The sequence below is a fragment of the Terrabacter ginsenosidimutans genome, assembly GCF_039539425.1.
GTDB lineage: Bacteria > Actinomycetota > Actinomycetes > Actinomycetales > Dermatophilaceae > Terrabacter > Terrabacter ginsenosidimutans.
The window spans coordinates 1,177,281-1,193,246 of the sequence record NZ_BAABDC010000001.1 but is presented as its reverse complement, the minus strand read 5'-3'; the positions used below and the strand labels follow the sequence as shown (position 1 = coordinate 1,193,246).

At 69.6% G+C, this 15,966-nt stretch carries 9 protein-coding genes and 2 tRNA genes; 3 read left to right on the top strand and 8 right to left on the bottom strand.

What is annotated here, in order from left to right; all coding sequences use genetic code 11:
• The first annotated feature begins 158 nt into the window (after positions 1-158).
• The gene (locus ABD831_RS05520; protein ID WP_344942686.1) at positions 159-4,268 is read left to right on the top strand and encodes a Pls/PosA family non-ribosomal peptide synthetase; all 4,110 of its coding nucleotides are present in this window, start codon (positions 159-161) and stop codon (positions 4,266-4,268) included.
• 16 nt (positions 4,269-4,284) lie between these two features.
• On the opposite strand, the gene ABD831_RS05515 is transcribed toward ABD831_RS05520, so the two are convergent.
• The 7 genes from ABD831_RS05515 to ABD831_RS05485 form a co-directional block, all read right to left on the bottom strand.
• Positions 4,285-4,360, bottom strand: a tRNA-Ala gene (locus ABD831_RS05515).
• 18 nt (positions 4,361-4,378) lie between these two features.
• On the bottom strand, positions 4,379-4,567 hold the full coding sequence (locus ABD831_RS05510) for a DLW-39 family protein (RefSeq protein WP_344942683.1): 189 nt from the start codon (positions 4,565-4,567) through the stop codon (positions 4,379-4,381).
• A 29-nt stretch (positions 4,568-4,596) separates the two neighbouring features.
• A tRNA-Ile gene (locus ABD831_RS05505) sits at positions 4,597-4,673 on the bottom strand.
• Between the two features lie 171 nt (positions 4,674-4,844).
• On the bottom strand, positions 4,845-5,522 hold the full coding sequence (locus tag ABD831_RS05500; RefSeq protein WP_344942681.1) for a DUF3566 domain-containing protein: 678 nt from the start codon (positions 5,520-5,522) through the stop codon (positions 4,845-4,847).
• Positions 5,519-8,245, bottom strand: coding sequence for a DNA gyrase subunit A (gene gyrA, locus ABD831_RS05495; protein ID WP_344942677.1), 2,727 nt, complete (start codon positions 8,243-8,245; stop codon positions 5,519-5,521). Before gyrA ends, ABD831_RS05500 begins: the two co-directional genes overlap by 4 nt.
• A 99-nt stretch (positions 8,246-8,344) precedes the next feature.
• Positions 8,345-10,573 carry a DNA topoisomerase (ATP-hydrolyzing) subunit B gene (gene gyrB / locus ABD831_RS05490; RefSeq protein WP_344942674.1) on the bottom strand — a complete coding sequence of 743 codons (2,229 nt, stop codon included), beginning with the start codon at positions 10,571-10,573 and terminating at the stop codon, positions 8,345-8,347.
• Between the two features lie 397 nt (positions 10,574-10,970).
• On the bottom strand, positions 10,971-12,401 hold the full coding sequence (locus ABD831_RS05485) for a M36 family metallopeptidase (RefSeq protein WP_344942671.1): 1,431 nt from the start codon (positions 12,399-12,401) through the stop codon (positions 10,971-10,973).
• Between the two features lie 215 nt (positions 12,402-12,616).
• On the opposite strand from ABD831_RS05485, the gene ABD831_RS05480 reads away from it, so the two are divergent.
• Together ABD831_RS05480 and ABD831_RS05475 are read left to right on the top strand one after the other, a co-directional pair.
• Positions 12,617-13,123 (top strand): SigE family RNA polymerase sigma factor, encoded by a 507-nt coding sequence (locus ABD831_RS05480; RefSeq protein ID WP_344942668.1) that lies wholly within the window; start codon positions 12,617-12,619, stop codon positions 13,121-13,123.
• On the top strand, positions 13,120-14,406 hold the full coding sequence (locus ABD831_RS05475) for a hypothetical protein (RefSeq protein WP_344942666.1): 1,287 nt from the start codon (positions 13,120-13,122) through the stop codon (positions 14,404-14,406). Before ABD831_RS05480 ends, ABD831_RS05475 begins: the two co-directional genes overlap by 4 nt.
• A 30-nt stretch (positions 14,407-14,436) precedes the next feature.
• Here the strand turns inward: ABD831_RS05475 and ABD831_RS05470 are convergent, their stop codons facing one another.
• The gene (locus tag ABD831_RS05470) at positions 14,437-15,924 is read right to left on the bottom strand and encodes a protealysin inhibitor emfourin (RefSeq protein ID WP_344942662.1); all 1,488 of its coding nucleotides are present in this window, start codon (positions 15,922-15,924) and stop codon (positions 14,437-14,439) included.
• Positions 15,925-15,966 lie beyond the last annotated feature (42 nt).

The window sequence follows — 15,966 nt, the reverse complement described above, 5'->3', positions numbered from 1 at the left end:
GTCAATGCAAAAGCACAGGAATGATCATCGGAAGTACGGCATTTGCAGGACGTGCGCATTGGCCGCCGCGCATAGTGAAAAGGCGGGAGGCACCCAAGAGAGGACCGAATGGCCGGGTGCAAAAAACGTCTTTCACCGTGAAAGGGGCGTATTCACTCGTGACGCTCCCTCGCCCGACAGCTACCGCCGGAGCGACGCCGGACGCGAAGCTGCGTCCGGGACCCGTCCTCGCCGCGACGGACCAGCGCTCCCGCTGGCGCCCGGGCGATCGGCTGGAGCACGTCTTCGAGCAGCAGTGCGATCTCCTGAGCCGGATCGAGCCGGGTCACCTCGCCGTCGACGACGGAACCGTGCAGCTGACCTACCTCGAGCTGGACCAGCGGGCGAACCGGCTGGCCCGACACCTTCGGGACCGGGGCGTCGCCGCCGGTCACCGGGTCGGCCTGGTGCTCGATGACCCGTTGCACTCCTATGCGTCCATCCTCGCCGTCCTCAAGCTCGGTGCCGCCTACGTGCCCATGGACCCGGCCTTCCCGGCCGACCGCATCGGCTACATCGTCGAGGACGCGGGCATCGCGTGGGTGCTGTCGTTGGGGCACATCCTCGAGCCGGTCGCAGAGGTGGCCGTACCGATCCTGCGCCTGGACGACGCCGGCGAGGAGATCGACCGGCAGGACGGTTCGCGGCTGGCGCAGCCCGACCCGCCCGACGACCTGGCCTACGTCATCTACACCTCGGGCTCCACCGGCCGACCCAAGGGGGTGGCTGTCCTGCACTCCAGCATCTGCAACTTCGTGCGGGTCGCCGCGGAGGTCTACGGCTACCAGCCGGACGACCGGGTCTACCAGGGCATGACGACGGCGTTCGACTTCTCGGTCGAGGAGATGTGGGTCCCCTGGGCGGCCGGCGCGACCCTCGTGCCCAAGCCTGCCAGGACCAGCCTGCTCGGCATGGAGCTCGCCGACTACCTCGAACGCCACCGGGTCAGCGCCCTCTGCTGCGTCCCCACCCTCCTGGCGACGCTCGACCCCGAGCTGACCGACCTGCGCTTCCTCCTCGTCTCGGGTGAGGCGTGCCAGAAGGACCTGGTCAGCCGCTGGCACCGTCCCGGACTGCGCTTCCTCAACGTCTACGGCCCGACCGAGGCCACGGTCACAGCGAGCTGGGACGTGGTGCACCCCGACAAGCCCGTCACGCTCGGGGTCCCGCTCCCGACGTATGCCGCCGTCATCCTCCACCCCGAGGAGGCTCGGACCCTGCCCGTGGGAGAGCTCGGCGAGATCGGCATCGCGGGCATCGGTCTCGCCAAGGAGTACGTCAACCGGCCGGAGCAGACCGCCGCCGCCTTCATCCCCGACTTCCTGGGCATAGACCACAACCCGGGAGGCCGGATCTACCGCACCGGCGACCTGGGGCGGTTCACCTCGGACGGGCTCATCGAGTACGCCGGGCGCATCGACACCCAGGTCAAGATCAGGGGCTACCGCATCGAGCTGACCGAGATCGAGTCGGTCGTGCTGGAGATCCCCGGCGTCGCCCAGGCCGTCGTCGACGTCCACCAGCCCCCGGGCGGGACGTCCAAGGAGCTCGTGGCCTACTACACCCTGCGGCCGGGAGCCGTGGACGTCACCGACCGCACCGTGCACGAGCAGCTGAAACTGCAGCTGCCGGCATACATGGTCCCCTCCTACTACGAGCGCCTCGACGCCATCCCGATGCTGCCGAGCGACAAGGCCGACCGCAAGCGCCTCCCCGCGCCGACCCACCGGCTCAGCGCGGGCGAGTCGGCGGAGCACTCCCCACCCCGCACCGACACCGAACGCGCGCTCGCGCAGGCGCTCGAGACCGTCCTCGGCGTGCCGCAGGTCTCCGCCACCGCACACTTCTTCGACGACCTCGGAGCCAATTCCCTTCTCCTGGCGCAGTTCTCGGCGCGGGTCCGGACGGACACCGACCTGCCGCCGCTGGCGATGCAGCAGATGTACCAGCATCCGACGATCCGTGGGCTGGCAGAGACGGTGACGCAGGACCGTCCGAGCCCGGACAGCGAGGCCTGGGCCGCGCTGCCCCTCCCCGCGACCCGGAGGGAGACGAGCCGGCGACCGGCGAGCGCCGCCCGGCTGGCGCTGTGCGGCCTGTTCCAGGTGCTGACCTTCCTCGGCTACTCCTACCTCATGCTCTGCCTGACCCTGGTGGGCTATCGCTGGGCTGTTGCCGCAGAGGGATTCGTGCAGATCTGGGAGCGCTCGGTCGTCTTCGGGCTGGGGACGTTCACGCTGCTCAGCACCGCGCCCATCCTGTTGAAGTGGGTGCTCGTCGGGCGGTGGAAGGAGACGGAGTTCCCGGTGTGGAGCGTGGCCTACCTGCGCTTCTGGCTGGTGCGTTCGCTCGTCAACACCAACCCGCTGCGGCTGTTCGTCGGCACGCCCCTCTATGTCCTCTACCTGAAGGCGTTGGGGGCCCGGATCGGGTCCGGTGTGTCGATCTTCGCCACGAGCGTGCCGGTGTGCACGGACCTGCTGACCATCGGCTCCGGCACCGCCATCCGCAAGGACACCCGTTTCGCGTGCTACCGCGCGTTCGACGGTCGCATCCAGACCGGGCCCGTGACGCTCGGCTCAGGCGTGCTCCTGGGGGAGATGTCGGTGCTCGACATCGGCACCTCGATGGGGGACGGCGCCCAGCTGGGCCACGCCTCCTCGCTGCAGACAGGCCAGGCGGTGCCTGCCGGGAGCGTCTGGCACGGGTCGCCCGCGCGTCCGGCCGGGGCGGACTACCGTGCCGTGCCCGAGATCGCCTGCGGCCGGCGTCGCCGCGTCACCTACAGCATCCTCGTGCTGCTCAACCGTCTCGTCATCATCGCTCCGGTCGGCATCGCACTGCTGGCCTCGCTCCTGCCCACCTATCTCCAGAGCGGGCATCTCGACCACGGCAACCCCACGTTCTACCGTGACGCGGTCCTGGTGTCCCTCGTGCTGTATCTCGGTGGGCTGCTCACAGGTCTGCTGGCCGTGCTGATCGTCCCTCGGCTCCTCAACCGGCTCATCAAGCCGGATCGGATCTACCCGCTCTACGGCTTCCACTACGGCCTGCACCGCATGATCACGCGGCTGACGAACCTCAAGACGTTCTTCAACCTGACCGGCGACAGCTCGCTGATCGTCCACTACCTGCGGGTCCTCGGCTACCGCCAGCCGGGCCTCGTGCAGACGGGCTCCAACTTCGGGGTCGCCCTGAAGCACGACACACCGTTCGCCGTCACGGTGGGGTCGGGCACGATGGTGTCGGACGGCCTGTCGATCGTCGACGCCGACTACTCGAGCTCGTCGTTCCGGATCTCTCCCGTCACGATCGGGCCCCGCAACTTCTTCGGCAACGGGGTCGCCTACCCCGCGGCCGGCCGAACGGGTGAGAACGTCCTCTTCGGCACCAAGACCATGGTGCCGATCGACGGTCCGGTGCGTGAGAACGTCGGGCTGCTCGGCTCGCCGCCGTTCGAGATCCCCCGGTCTGTCGAGCGGGATGCCGTGTTCGACGACCAGCGGGACCACGCGGCGTTCCTCGAGAGGTTGCACGGCAAGAACGTGCACAACGGAGTCACCATCGCGCTGTTCATGCTGAGTCGCTGGTTCCTCCTCCTGTGCGGACTGCTCTTCGCCTCCTTCGCCGCGCCCGCGCTCGGCAGCGGAAGCGCTGCCGTCCTGCTCGCCGCCCTGCTCGGCTACGGCGTGCTGCGCATCCTGCTCGGCATCCTGTGGGAGTGGACCGCCCTGGGGTTCCGTCGACTCGTGCCGCGCTTCTGCTCCATCTACGACCGCCGGTTCTGGCGGCACGAACGCTACTGGAAGTTCCTCGGGGCGCCGCCTCCCTCGCTCAGCGGCACGCCCTTCCGCCCACTGGTCTGGCGCGTGCTGGGGGTTCGCCTGGGGCGGCGGGTCTTCGACGACGGGCTCGCGATCCCGGAGAAGACCATCGTGTCGATCGGTGACGGCTGCACGTTCAACCCGGGCAGCATCATCCAGTGCCACTCGATGGAGGACGGCGCCTTCAAGCTCGAGGGCGTCCGCGTCGGGGCCGGTGTCACGTTGGGGGTGGGGGCGTTCGTCCACTACGGGGTGACCATCTCCGACGGCGCCCACCTCGAGGCCGACTCGTTCCTCATGAAGGGCTCGGAGGTGCCGGCCGGCAGCCGCTACGGCGGCAACCCCGCCCACGAGGTGCAGGCCCCCAGACACCTTCGCCCTGAAAGCAGGACGACCCCGTCCTGACGGACGAGGTCGTTGCTGGTGGAGCCAAGGGGACTCGAACCCCTAACCCCCTGCTTGCAAAGCAGGTGCGCTACCAATTGCGCCATGGCCCCGGGTGGGGGAGAGCGGCCTCAGACCGAGGTGGGGCCCTCGTCGTCCGCTGCCGGAGCGGGAGCCGGGACCGGCGTCGACACGGGTGCGTGCACGTCGTCGGTGGCCTGGGTCCACAGATCCTGCTCGGCCTGCTGCTGCTTCGCCTTCTTGCGCAGAAGGACGATGCCGGCGACGGCGCCACCGATGAGGGCGAGACGCTTCAGCATGCGATGGATCCTCTCCGTGGTGGCGGTGATGGTGGGCCTAGGAGGACTTGAACCTCCGACCTCTTCCTTATCAGGGAAGCGCTCTAACCGTCTGAGCTATAGGCCCATCGTCACCTACGCGCTACCGGTTCCACCCCGTCAGGGGTGAGCACTGGACGCGAGGGGAAACGTTACCCGATGCCCTCGCGAACCTACAAAACGGCCCCCGCCTGTGGGGGTGGGGGCCGCTTTGCGTATGCCGTGTGGCCGAGTCTGCGGGCCCGGCCGGTGTCGAGCCTCAGTCGTCGGTGAGGGTCAGCTGCACGCCGCCGACGAGCGCCGAGCAGATGTTGTAGAGGAAGGCCATGACCGTCGCGATGGCCGTCATGAGGATGACGTCGATGACGCCGATGACGATCGAGAGGGACACGACCCGGCCGAAGCCGACGTAGTCCTTGATGGAGAACGGGTCGGACGTCGTCGTCTGCAGCGACTGCAGCACGCCCTCGATGTCGGTGAAGACGTTCATCGTCGACAGGATCATCCACAGCACGGCGGTGAGGATGACGCCGGCGATGCCGAGCGCGACCGAGAGCAGGAAGCTCATCTTCATGACCGACCACGGGTCGACGCGCGCCACCGCGAGGCGGACCCGGCGCGGGCCCTTGTGCTTGCGTGGTGCGGTCGTGGTGCGTGCACCCGTCGCCGCGGCGGCTTGGCCCGTCTGACCCGACTGGGTGGTCGTGCCCGCGCCGACGCGCTGGGTGGGGGCGGTGCGGTTGGTGACCGCTCCCCGCGAGAGCGCGGTGCCCTGGTCGGCACTCGACGCCCCCGAGGCACCGGACGTGCTGCCGCCTGCGCCGTTCGAGGCGTAGTAGGAGCCGTTCTGGCCGCTGCTGTCCGAGCCCGACCCGTTGCCTGTCCGGGGGGACGTGCCGGTCCTGCTCACGGAGCCCTCAGGGCTGGTCGCGCTCATTCGTCACCTCCGTTGTCGGCATCCGACGAGCTCGCCTCGTCACCCGACGTCTGGTCCGACGGTACGCCATCGGGGCCGGGAACCGTAGCCGGCGCTCCCGTGCCGGACGGCTGGTCGACGGGCTCGCCCTCCTCGATCTCCTCTACCGCGATGGCCGACTCGGCGTTGCGGGCCACGGCCACGATCGAGTCGCCCTTGTCCGGCGTCGCGAACTTCACGCCCTGCGACGAACGGCCGGTGTGGCGCACCTCGTCGACCCGCGAGCGCACGATCTTGCCCTTCTCCATGACCACCATGACCTCGTCGGTGTCGATGACGGTCAGGGCGCCGACGAGGTCGCCGCCCTTCTCGCTGAGCTTGGCCACCTTGATGCCGAGGCCGCCGCGCCCCTGGAGGCGGTACTCCGAGACGGGAGTCCGCTTGGCGAGGCCGTTCTCGAAGACGACGAAGACGTCGGGGCTCTCGCCCTCCTCGACGACCGACATCGCGAGCAGGTCGTCGGCGTCGCGGAACTTCATGCCGGTGACACCCGAGGTCGAGCGGCCCATCGGGCGCAGCGCCTCGTCGGTGGCGGTGAAGCGCACCGACTGGCCCTTGCGCGAGACGAGAAGCAGGTCGTCGCGGTTCGAGGCGAGGCCCGCGCCGACGAGCTCGTCGCCCTCACGGAGGTTGACCGCGATGAGGCCACCGGAGCGGTTCGAGTCGTAGTCGGCGAGGCGGGTCTTCTTGACCAGGCCCCCGCGGGTGGCGAGGACGAGGTAGTCGGCCTTGGCATAGTCGCGGACGGCGAGCACCTGAGCGATCTGCTCGCCGGGCTGGAAGGCGAGCAGGTTGGCCACGTGCTGACCCTTGCTGTCGCGCGAGCCCTCGGGCAGCTCGTAGGCCTTGGCGCGGTAGACGCGGCCGAGGTTGGTGAAGAAGAGCAGCCAGTGGTGGGTCGTCGTCGTGAAGAAGTGCTCGACGACGTCCTCGCCGCGCAGGGATGCACCGCGGACACCCTTGCCGCCGCGCTTCTGCGAGCGGTACTGGTCCACCCGCGTGCGCTTGGCGTAGCCGCCGCGCGTGATCGTGACGACGACGTCCTCCTCGGGGATGAGGTCCTCCATCGACATGTCGCCGTCGAACGGGAAGATCTCGGTGCGGCGCTCGTCGCCGTACTTGTCGACGATCGCCTGCAGCTCTTCCGAGACGATGTCGCGCTGGCGCTGCGGCGAGTCGAGGATGGCGCGGTACTCGTCGATCATCTCCTGCAGGGCGTCGTGGTCCTGCTGGATCTTCTCGCGCTCGAGCGCGGCGAGGCGCCGCAGCTGCATGTTGAGGATCGCGGCGGCCTGCAGCTCGTCGATGCCGAGCAGGTCGATCAGGCCGTCGCGGGCGATCTCGACGGTGCGCGACGCCCGGATGAGGGCGATGACCTCGTCGAGCATGTCGAGGGCCTTGAGGTAGCCGCGCAACAGGTGGATGTCGGCCTCGGCCTTGCGCAGGCGGAACTTCGTGCGCCGGACGATGACCTCGATCTGGTGGTCGACCCAGTGTCGGATGAAGCCATCGAGCGGCAACGTACGCGGCACCTCGTCGACGAGCGCGAGCATGTTGGCGCCGAACGTGGTCTGCAGCTGCGTGTGCTTGTAGAGGTTGTTGAGCACGACCTTGGCGACGGCGTCACGCTTGAGCGTGATGACGAGGCGCTGGCCGGTGCGGCCAGAGGTCTCGTCGTTGATGTCGGCGATGCCCGAGATCTTGCCGTCCTTGACGAGGTCGGCGATCTTCATCGCGAGCATGTCGGGGTTGACCTGGTAGGGCAGCTCGGTGACGACAAGGGCCTGGCGGTTGCCGACTTCCTCGACGTTGACGACGGCCCGCATGATGATCGAGCCGCGGCCGGTGCGATAGGCGTCCTCGATGCCGCGGTGGCCCATGATGAGCGCGCCGGTCGGGAAGTCCGGGCCCTTGATGATCGTCAGCAGGTGCTCGAGCAGCTCCTCGCGGCCGATCTCGGGGTGCTTGAGGTAGTACTCGGCGCCGGCCGCGACCTCGCGCAGGTTGTGCGGCGGGATCTGCGTCGCCATGCCGACCGCGATGCCCGCCGAGCCGTTGACGAGCAGGTTGGGGAAGCGGCTCGGCAGCACGGAGGGCTGGAGCGTCTTGCCGTCGTAGTTCGGGACGAAGTCGACGGTGTCCTGCTCGATGTCCCGCACCATCTCCATGGCGATCTGGGCCATCCGGCACTCGGTGTATCGCGGGGCGGCCGCGCCGTCGTTGCCGCGTGAGCCGAAGTTGCCCTGGCCGTCGACGAGCGGGTAGCGCAACGACCAGTCCTGCACCAGGCGCACGAGGGCGTCGTAGATCGCCGAGTCGCCATGCGGGTGGTAGTGACCCATGACGTCGCCGACGACGCGCGCGCACTTGTTGAAGCCACGGTCGGGGCGGTACCCGCCGTCGTACATCGCGTAGACGATGCGACGGTGCACCGGCTTGAGGCCGTCGCGCACGTCGGGCAGCGCGCGGGACACGATGACCGACATGGCGTACTCGATGTAGCTGCGCTGCATCTCGTTGTTGAGGTCGACGGCCTCGACCCGGTCGGTCTCGTCGTCGTCGCGCTCGATCGGTGCTGTGCCCTGCTCGTGCGCCGTGTCGACGACTTCGTCGCCGGTCTCGGTCGTCTCGTCGGGCGTCTCGTTGACGTCGTCTCCGTCGTTGGGAGGCAGGTCGTCGCTCACGTCAGATCCCTTTGTCTCTCAGTCAGATTCAGGCAGTAGAGGAGGTATGCCGGGTGGTGACGTTTCACGTGGAACGCGCCAGACGGCATACGCCAACAGTCAGATGTCGAGGAAGCGCACGTCGCGCGCGTTCTTCTGGATGAAGGAACGCCGTGACTCGACGTCCTCGCCCATGAGGACGGCGAAGACCTCGTCGGACTTCGCGGCGTCCTCGAGCGTCACCTGCAGCAGGGTGCGCGTCTTGACGTCCATCGTCGTCTCGCCCAGCTCGGCGTAGTTCATCTCGCCGAGACCCTTGTAGCGCTGGACCGGGTTGTCCTTGGGCAGGCGCCAGCCGTTGCCCTCGCCGATCTGCTGGAGGCCGTCGCGCTCCCGGTCGCTGTAGGCGAACTGGTGCGGCGCGTTGCTCCAGCGCAGCCGGTAGAGCGGCGGCTGGGCGAGGTAGACGTAGCCGGCCTCGATGAGTGGGCGCATGAAGCGGAAGAGCAGCGTCAGCAGAAGCGTGCGGATGTGCATGCCGTCGACGTCGGCATCGGCCATCAGCACGATCTTGTGGTAGCGAGCCTTGTCGATGTCGAAGTCCTCACCGATGCCGGTGCCGAACGCCGAGATGAGCGCCTGGACCTCGTTGTTGGCGAGGATCTTGTCGATGCGCGCCTTCTCGACGTTGAGGATCTTGCCGCGGATCGGGAGGATCGCCTGGGTGTGCGGGTTGCGCGCCTGCGTGGCCGAGCCACCGGCGCTGTCGCCCTCGACGATGAAGACCTCGGAGATGCGCGGGTCCTTGCTCTGGCAGTCCTTGAGCTTGCCCGGCAGCCCGCCCGACTCGAGCAGGCCCTTGCGGCGCGTTGCCTCACGGGCCTTGCGGGCGGCCATGCGGGCGGCTGCGGCCTGGACCGACTTGCGCACGATGTCCTTGCCCTCGTTGGGGTGGGCACCGAGCCAGTGGCCGAACTCGTCGGTCATGGCGCGCTGGACGAAGCCCTTGACCTCGGAGTTGCCGAGCTTGGTCTTGGTCTGGCCCTCGAACTGCGGCTCGGCGAGCTTGACCGAGATGACGGCGGTGAGGCCCTCGCGCACGTCGTCGCCCGTGAGGTTCTCGTCCTTCTCCTTGAGCAGGTTCTGCCGCCGCGCGAAGTCGTTGATGAGCTTGGTCATCGCCGCGCGGAAGCCCTCCTCGTGGGTGCCGCCCTCGTGTGTGTTGATCGCGTTGGCGTAGGTGTGGACCGACTCGCTGTAACCGTTGGTCCACTGCATCGCGAGCTCGAGGCTGAGCGAACGATCGGCGTCCTCGACCTCGATCGAGATGACCTCGGGGTGCACCGGGTCACTGCGCTTGCTGCCGTTGATGTGGTTGACGTAGTCGACGAGACCGTTGTCGTAGCGGTAGCTGACCTTCTTGGCCGTGACCGTCTTCTTCGACGCCTGGCCGGAAGCGTCGGTCGTCCCGTCCGACGCTGGGACCGAGTCGTCCTCGTCGTCCTGCTCGACCTCGGTGATCTCGTCGTCGAGGTCGTCGAGGTCGACGTCGTCGGCGCTCACCTCCGGGCGCTCGACCCGCTCGTCGACGAGGTTGATCGTCAGGCCCTTGTTGAGGAAGGCCATCTGCTGCATGCGAGCACGGATCGTCTCGAAGTCGTAGTCGACGGTCTCGAAGATGTCGGCGTTGGGCCAGAAGGTGATCGTCGTACCGGTCTCGTCGGTGGCCTCCTGCTTCTCCAGCGGACCGTCGGGCACGCCGTCGGTGAAGCTCATCCGGAAGACGTGGCCCTTCTGGCGGACCGCGGCCTTGAGGCGGGTCGACAGGGCGTTGACGACGGAGCTGCCGACGCCGTGCAGGCCGCCGGAGACCTTGTAGCCGCCGCCACCGAACTTGCCACCGGCGTGCAGCTGCGTGAGGACCAGCTCGACGGCGCTGATCTTCTCGACGGGGTGGATGTCCGTCGGGATGCCGCGGCCGTTGTCCTTGACGCGCACGCCCCCGTCGGCGAGGAGGGTGACGTCGATGGTGTCGGCGTAGCCGGCGAGCGACTCGTCCACCGCGTTGTCGACGATCTCGTAGACGAGGTGGTGCAGACCACGCGGGCCGGTCGAGCCGATGTACATGCCAGGGCGCTTGCGCACGGCCTCGAGACCCTCGAGGACGGTGATCGCGCTCGCGTCGTAGTCGACGCCGTTGGGACGGACGTCGGCGGGGACCGCGGGAGCGGCCGGGGTGGCGGGCGGAGCAGGAGTCGCGCGAGTCGTCGTGTCGGGTGATGCCACGGAGTCGGATCCGGTGGAACTGGGGGCGGTGCTGGGGGTGATCGGCTCTTCGGCGTCGGACACGTCTCTCCTCGGTGGTCAGACCTCATGCGGGCGGCCCGACGTGGACGTCGAGCCGCAACCTCCCCAGTCTAACGGTCCGACGCTGGAAACCGTGCCCTCAGACGCGCGAAACGGCCACTTTCCGGCCCGTTCACCCCTCGATCCGAGGGGAGGATCACGTGAGGGGGCCCCAGCGCCTTTCAGGCGCCTTCACTCGCCGGAACGCCTGCCGCGTCCGCGGGACCGGCGTCGCCACCCATTCTCCCGCCTCCGGACGCCCACGACCACCGTCGTCCACAGCGCCAGCTGCGGCCGACCGGTGTGGGCGCAGGGGTATGCCGTGAGGCCGGGTCCCAGCGGAACCCGGCCTCCCGGCATACGACCTCGATGGGCCTTCGCCCCGTGCAGCGGAGCGCGGTCAGAGGATGCCGCGGGCCTGGAAGGCCGCCTTCACCGTGGCGGCATCGGTCGCGCCGTAGAGCGCGGCAGCGGTGTCGACCGTCTTCTGTGCGGCGGCCGCCCACGTCGTCGACGGGGCGTAGGAGAACTGCGCCTCGAGGATGATCCGGGTCGCCTTGTCCCGGCCGAAGGCCTTGTTGACGTCCCAGAGCGCGTGGCTCCAGATCTCGCCGTCGTCGTGCACCTCACCGGTGCGGTTGGCGACGGTCTTCGTGGTGTCGAGCCGGCGGATGCAGTGCGGCGTCGTCGAGGTGTAGGACGTCGAGTCCCAGTCCATGACGCACGCCCACGGGGTGGTGGCGGTGTCGGCCGAGTTCGCCTGCGACATCGTGCCGGCGAGGTAGTCGCCGAAGCCCTCGCCGATGGCGCCCGCGTCCGAGCCGCTGCCGAAGCCGGGCACCTGGTCGTCCTGGACCGCGTGGCCGTACTCGTGCCACACGACCTCCTGGTCCTCGCCGTCGTCGACGCCGCCCGTGCCGATCGTGATCGTGTCCTGGCTCGGGGTGTACCAGGAGTTGTCCTGCGTCGTCGTGTTGACGCTGAGGTCCTGCGACTCGTGGTTGACGTCGGCGAAGCCGAGGCTCTGGATGTAGGTCTGCACCCGGTCGACGGCGTAGTAGCTGTTGACCTGCTCGAAGCGGGTGTCGCTGCGGGTGTACGCGAAGGAGAGCGCCGACGAGAAGGCAGCCGCGTTCTTGCCCTTCCTGCTGTTCGTGACGTTGGCCCAGCTGCCCTTGAGGTAGCCCGAGCCGTCGAGGTTGGCCAGCGTGACCGTCTTGTAGGCCGCGGCCGGCACCGCGGTGTCGGCGTTGTTGCCGTCCTTGAGCGACTCGTTCTGCAGCGCGACGACGGGGTTGGGGTCGAAGACCTTGCCCGATCCGCTCGAGAGCCGGCGCTCGTCGATGACCTTCGTGACCCGGCCGCTGCGGGCGTCGACGAGGACCTGCTTGTCCTGGTCGGTGCTGACCTCCCAGGCGAGCGTCGCCGAGGCGCCGGCAGCGCCGGGAACGACGACGAGCCGGCTGCTCCGGGCGTTGCCGTGACCCTTCGCGGCGGTGGCAGCGCTCGAGCGGGTGACGCCCGGTGCGACGGAGGCGAGCCCGGTGACCGTGCGCCGGCCGTCCTCGACCGACGCGGTCGCGCCCGTGGAATGCACGGCGTACCAGCCGCCGAGCACGGGGGTGCCGCGGTAGGTCTGGGCGTACCAGCTGTGCGAGCCGAGCAGGCTCCGGCGCACCTGCACGAGGGTGAGGTCGGCAGGGACCGAGGCACCGGCTGCCGCACCCGAGGTGGGGAGGGGCGCGGCGACGGAGCCGGTGGCGGCCGTCGACAGGAGCGCGCCGACCGCGGCGACGACCGAGGCAGTGGCGATGAGAGGCGTGCGACGCATGTCGAACCTTTCGCAGGAGTGGTGGCCAACGACACAGGCAACCACGCACACGACCCCCGCGTCCGGAAAGCATCGGTAAAGACTTCCCCCCGGTTCGGCAGCCGCACCGACGCGGCCCGCACGAGAGGAGCGCCCGCTGGCAACCTTCTCGGCGGCGGCGTGGTCTGGATGGGTGCCGGCACCAGTCGGGACAGGGACCGAACAGGGGACATCGCATGGACGACGCCGAGCGGAGAGCCGACTTCACGGCATACGTCAGGGCGCGTGAGCAGTCGCTCGCCCGCCTCGCGTACCTGCTCACCGGCGACCGCGACGCCGCCGAGGACCTGCTGCAGAACGCACTGGCCAAGGTCTACCGGCACTGGGACCGCGTCCGTGCGGCCGAGCTGCCCGACGCCTACGTCCGCCGGATCATGGTCAACGAGAACAACTCCCGCTGGCGGGGCCTGCTCCGACGTCATGAGTCACCGAGCAGCCACGTGCTCGAGGTGCTCGACCCGCCCGGCGTCGCGGGCCTGGACCCCACCGCCTCGATCGACCTCTGGCGTCACGTCCAGGGCCTGCCCAGGCAGCAGCGGGCGGCCGTCGTGCTGCGCTACTACGAGGACCTCTCCGAGGCGCAGACCGCCGAGGTGCTCGGCTGCTCGGTCGGCACCGTCAAGAGCCACACGAGCCGCGCGATCTCCGCGCTGCGCACGAGGATGAGCGAGGCCACGGCATGAGCGACATCGACCAGCGGCTCAAGCAGGCGCTCGGTGAGCACACCGAGGGCGTACGCGTCGTGGCCGACCTCGCGGAGCGGGCCATCTCCCGCGACCGTGCCAACAGGCGCCGTGAGCTGGGGGTCGCTGCCCTCACGGCCGGCCTCGTGCTTGCCGTCGCCGTGCCGGTGGGCTGGGGCGCCCTGCGCCCCACGGACGTCCGGCCCCTGCCCGTCGGGCCCTCCCAGTCGACGACCACCCCCACCGGCACTGGCAGCAGCGCACCGACACCGACCACCCTGCCGACGCTCACGGCCGACGGGGCCCCCGCTCCGGTGACCCTCCGTTTCACCACCGGCGAGCCGACCGGCACGACCGGGGTGCCCTACCTGGTGGGCGACGTCATCCACGACAGGTCGCGCACGATCCGTGTCGGGGCTCAGGGCCGCTGGGGCATGCTGGCGCGCCTGTCCAACGACGGCTGGCTCGTCACCGACGCGGACACCCTCGTCTCCACCGTCCTCGACGGCCAGGGGCAGCCGCTCACCGAGATCACCGGAACGACGCGCGTGTCGGCATCCGGCCTGCTCATTGCCGCGTCCGACGCCCGCGGCAGCCTGCGCACGTACGACAATCTCGGTGCTCCGGTGGCCTCCCTCGACGTGAAGACGTGCGGCTGCTCGGGCAGCGGCGGCATCGGCTACGAGACGGTTGGGGTGGTCAACACGACCGTGTATGCCAACCGCGGCGACCTCGACGGCTCGGTGGCATGGGACGTGTCGACCGGGCAAACGCGTCGGCTGCCGTTCCGTCTCTCGGTCGTCGACCCGGCGACGGAGACGGCAGCTGTCCTCACGCCCGGTGCCGAGCCGCGGACCAGCTGTCTGGAACTCAGGGATCTGCTCACGCTACGGGCCCGATGGAGGCTCTGCGGCCCGCTCCTGCCGCGTGGCTTCTCCTCCAACGGCCTCTACCTGCTGGCCACGGGATACGTCGACGGCGTCAACCAGTCGCAGCTGAACCCGGACGGGACGTTCCGGTACGGGGGACTCGTCGTGGTTCGCTCCAGCGACGGGTCGATCGTGCTCGAGGGCGGCGCCGGGAGTGTGAGCGGCGAAGGCTCGCCCGTGTCGTTCCGGATGGGTGACGACTCGAAACTCGTGGTGCAGGTCGGCTCACCGACAGGCCTCCGGGACCTCCAGCGGTGCACGCTCGAGGGCACCTGTGAAGTCGTCGCACCCGGCAGCCCACGGACCGTTGACATCCCCGAGGGGGAGGACCCCTACGTCCTCTCCGACAACTGAGCCTCACTCGAGAGGGCTCGGGCCAGGGGGTCAGTCGTCTTGGGCCAGCGTGCGCTCGAAGAGGGAGTGGATCGCCTCGGGCAGGTGCGGCTCCTGCAGCGTCACGTCACAACCCGTCTCGTCGCACACGACGGAGTAGACGAACGCGTCGGGGTGGGTGCGCTCGGTCGAGGCGGCGATGCGCTCCAGGGTGGGCGCCGCGAGCAGGTGCTGCCAGTCCTTGGCGTCGCGCTCGGACAGCTCACCCAGGGCCATCCGCCGCTCGCGCACCTGCCCGGCGAACCCTCCGGTGCGGCGCAGCAGCACCTGGGCGTCAGCGCTCGGCGCCCCGCCTCCCTGACCCGGTGCCGGCGACGGAGCCGTGCCACCCGAGCCCCCGCTCGGGGGCCGCACGCCCGCCGTGAGCACCCCGACCTGCTCCCAGGCCGAGCGGACCGCCTCCTGCTGGGGCGAGCCGTCGCCGTGGGCACTGCCGGCCGCGGCGACCGTCAGGCCCGCGAAGGTCGCGAAGTCGCAGTCCGCCCTGATCCCGTCACCCGACAGGACGGCATACCAGACCGCGCCCGCGCCCTCCCAGGCATTGCCGCCGATCGCCTCGGCCGCGAGCACGAAGGCTCGGTTGGGGATCCCGGAGTTGATGTGCACGCCGCCGTTGTCGTCCTTGGTGTCGACGTAGTGGTCCATGTCCGCCGGCTGCGGGTCGGTGCCGAGCCGCGGGTCGTCGTACGCGGTGCCGGGGTTGCGCATGTCGCGCAGCGCCCGCCCCTTGACCGAAGCGTTGAGCAGGTCGGCCCCGACGAGCCAGTCGGCCTCGGCAGCGCTCTGCCCGAGGGCCTTCTGCTTGACGAGGACGCCGAACACGTCGGAGACCGACTCGTTGAGCGCGCCTGACTGCCCCTGGTAGAGCAGGCCGGCGGTGTGCTCGGTGACGCCGTGCGCAAGCTCGTGGCCGATGACGTCGACGCTCTTGGTGAACCGCTCGAAGATGACGCCGTCACCGTCACCGAACACCATCTGCGAGCCGTCCCAGAAGGCGTTGTCGTAGTTGCGGCCGTAGTGCACGGTCGCGAGCAGCGGCATCCCCTTGCCGTCGAGCGAGTCGCGGGAGTAGGCCGTCGACCACAGGTCCCAGGTCGCGCCCAGTCCGTCGTAGGCCTCGTTGACCGCGACATCGCCGGTGGGCCCGCCGCCCTCGGCGCGCACCTGGGTGCCGGGCGTGTCCTGCGTGCCCTTGGCGTCGAAGATCGTGCGGTGCGGCCCGGTGCCGTGCGCGCCGGCGGCGTCCTCCCCGCGCGGGGCGCGGCGGCCGGTCGGGCGCGCGGTCGGCGTGCGCCGAGCTGCCCGGAGCTGCTCGTCGTGGCGCAGCGACTCGCGGGCGTGCCTCGCCACGCGCGGCTCGCCACTGGTCGCCAGCGCCTCGAGGATGTAGGGCGGGACGATCGTGCAGTGCGAGACCAGGCCCTGAGCGATGAGGTCCTGCGCGATCGAGCCGGCGGCCGAGGTGTGCGTCGAGGTCATGGGATCAGTCTGCGACGGAACACCGACACCCGCCCTCCGAGC

Coding starts and splice junctions, on each gene's coding strand:
- ABD831_RS05510 (WP_344942683.1), bottom strand. CDS start 4,567: ATGCTGAAGCGTCTCGCCCTCATCGGTGGCGCCGTCGCCGGCATCGTC.
- ABD831_RS05500 (WP_344942681.1), bottom strand. CDS start 5,522: ATGAGCGCGACCAGCCCTGAGGGCTCCGTGAGCAGGACCGGCACGTCC.
- ABD831_RS05485 (WP_344942671.1), bottom strand. CDS start 12,401: ATGCGTCGCACGCCTCTCATCGCCACTGCCTCGGTCGTCGCCGCGGTC.
- ABD831_RS05480 (WP_344942668.1), top strand. CDS start 12,617: ATGGACGACGCCGAGCGGAGAGCCGACTTCACGGCATACGTCAGGGCG.
- ABD831_RS05475 (WP_344942666.1), top strand. CDS start 13,120: ATGAGCGACATCGACCAGCGGCTCAAGCAGGCGCTCGGTGAGCACACC.
- ABD831_RS05470 (WP_344942662.1), bottom strand. CDS start 15,924: ATGACCTCGACGCACACCTCGGCCGCCGGCTCGATCGCGCAGGACCTC.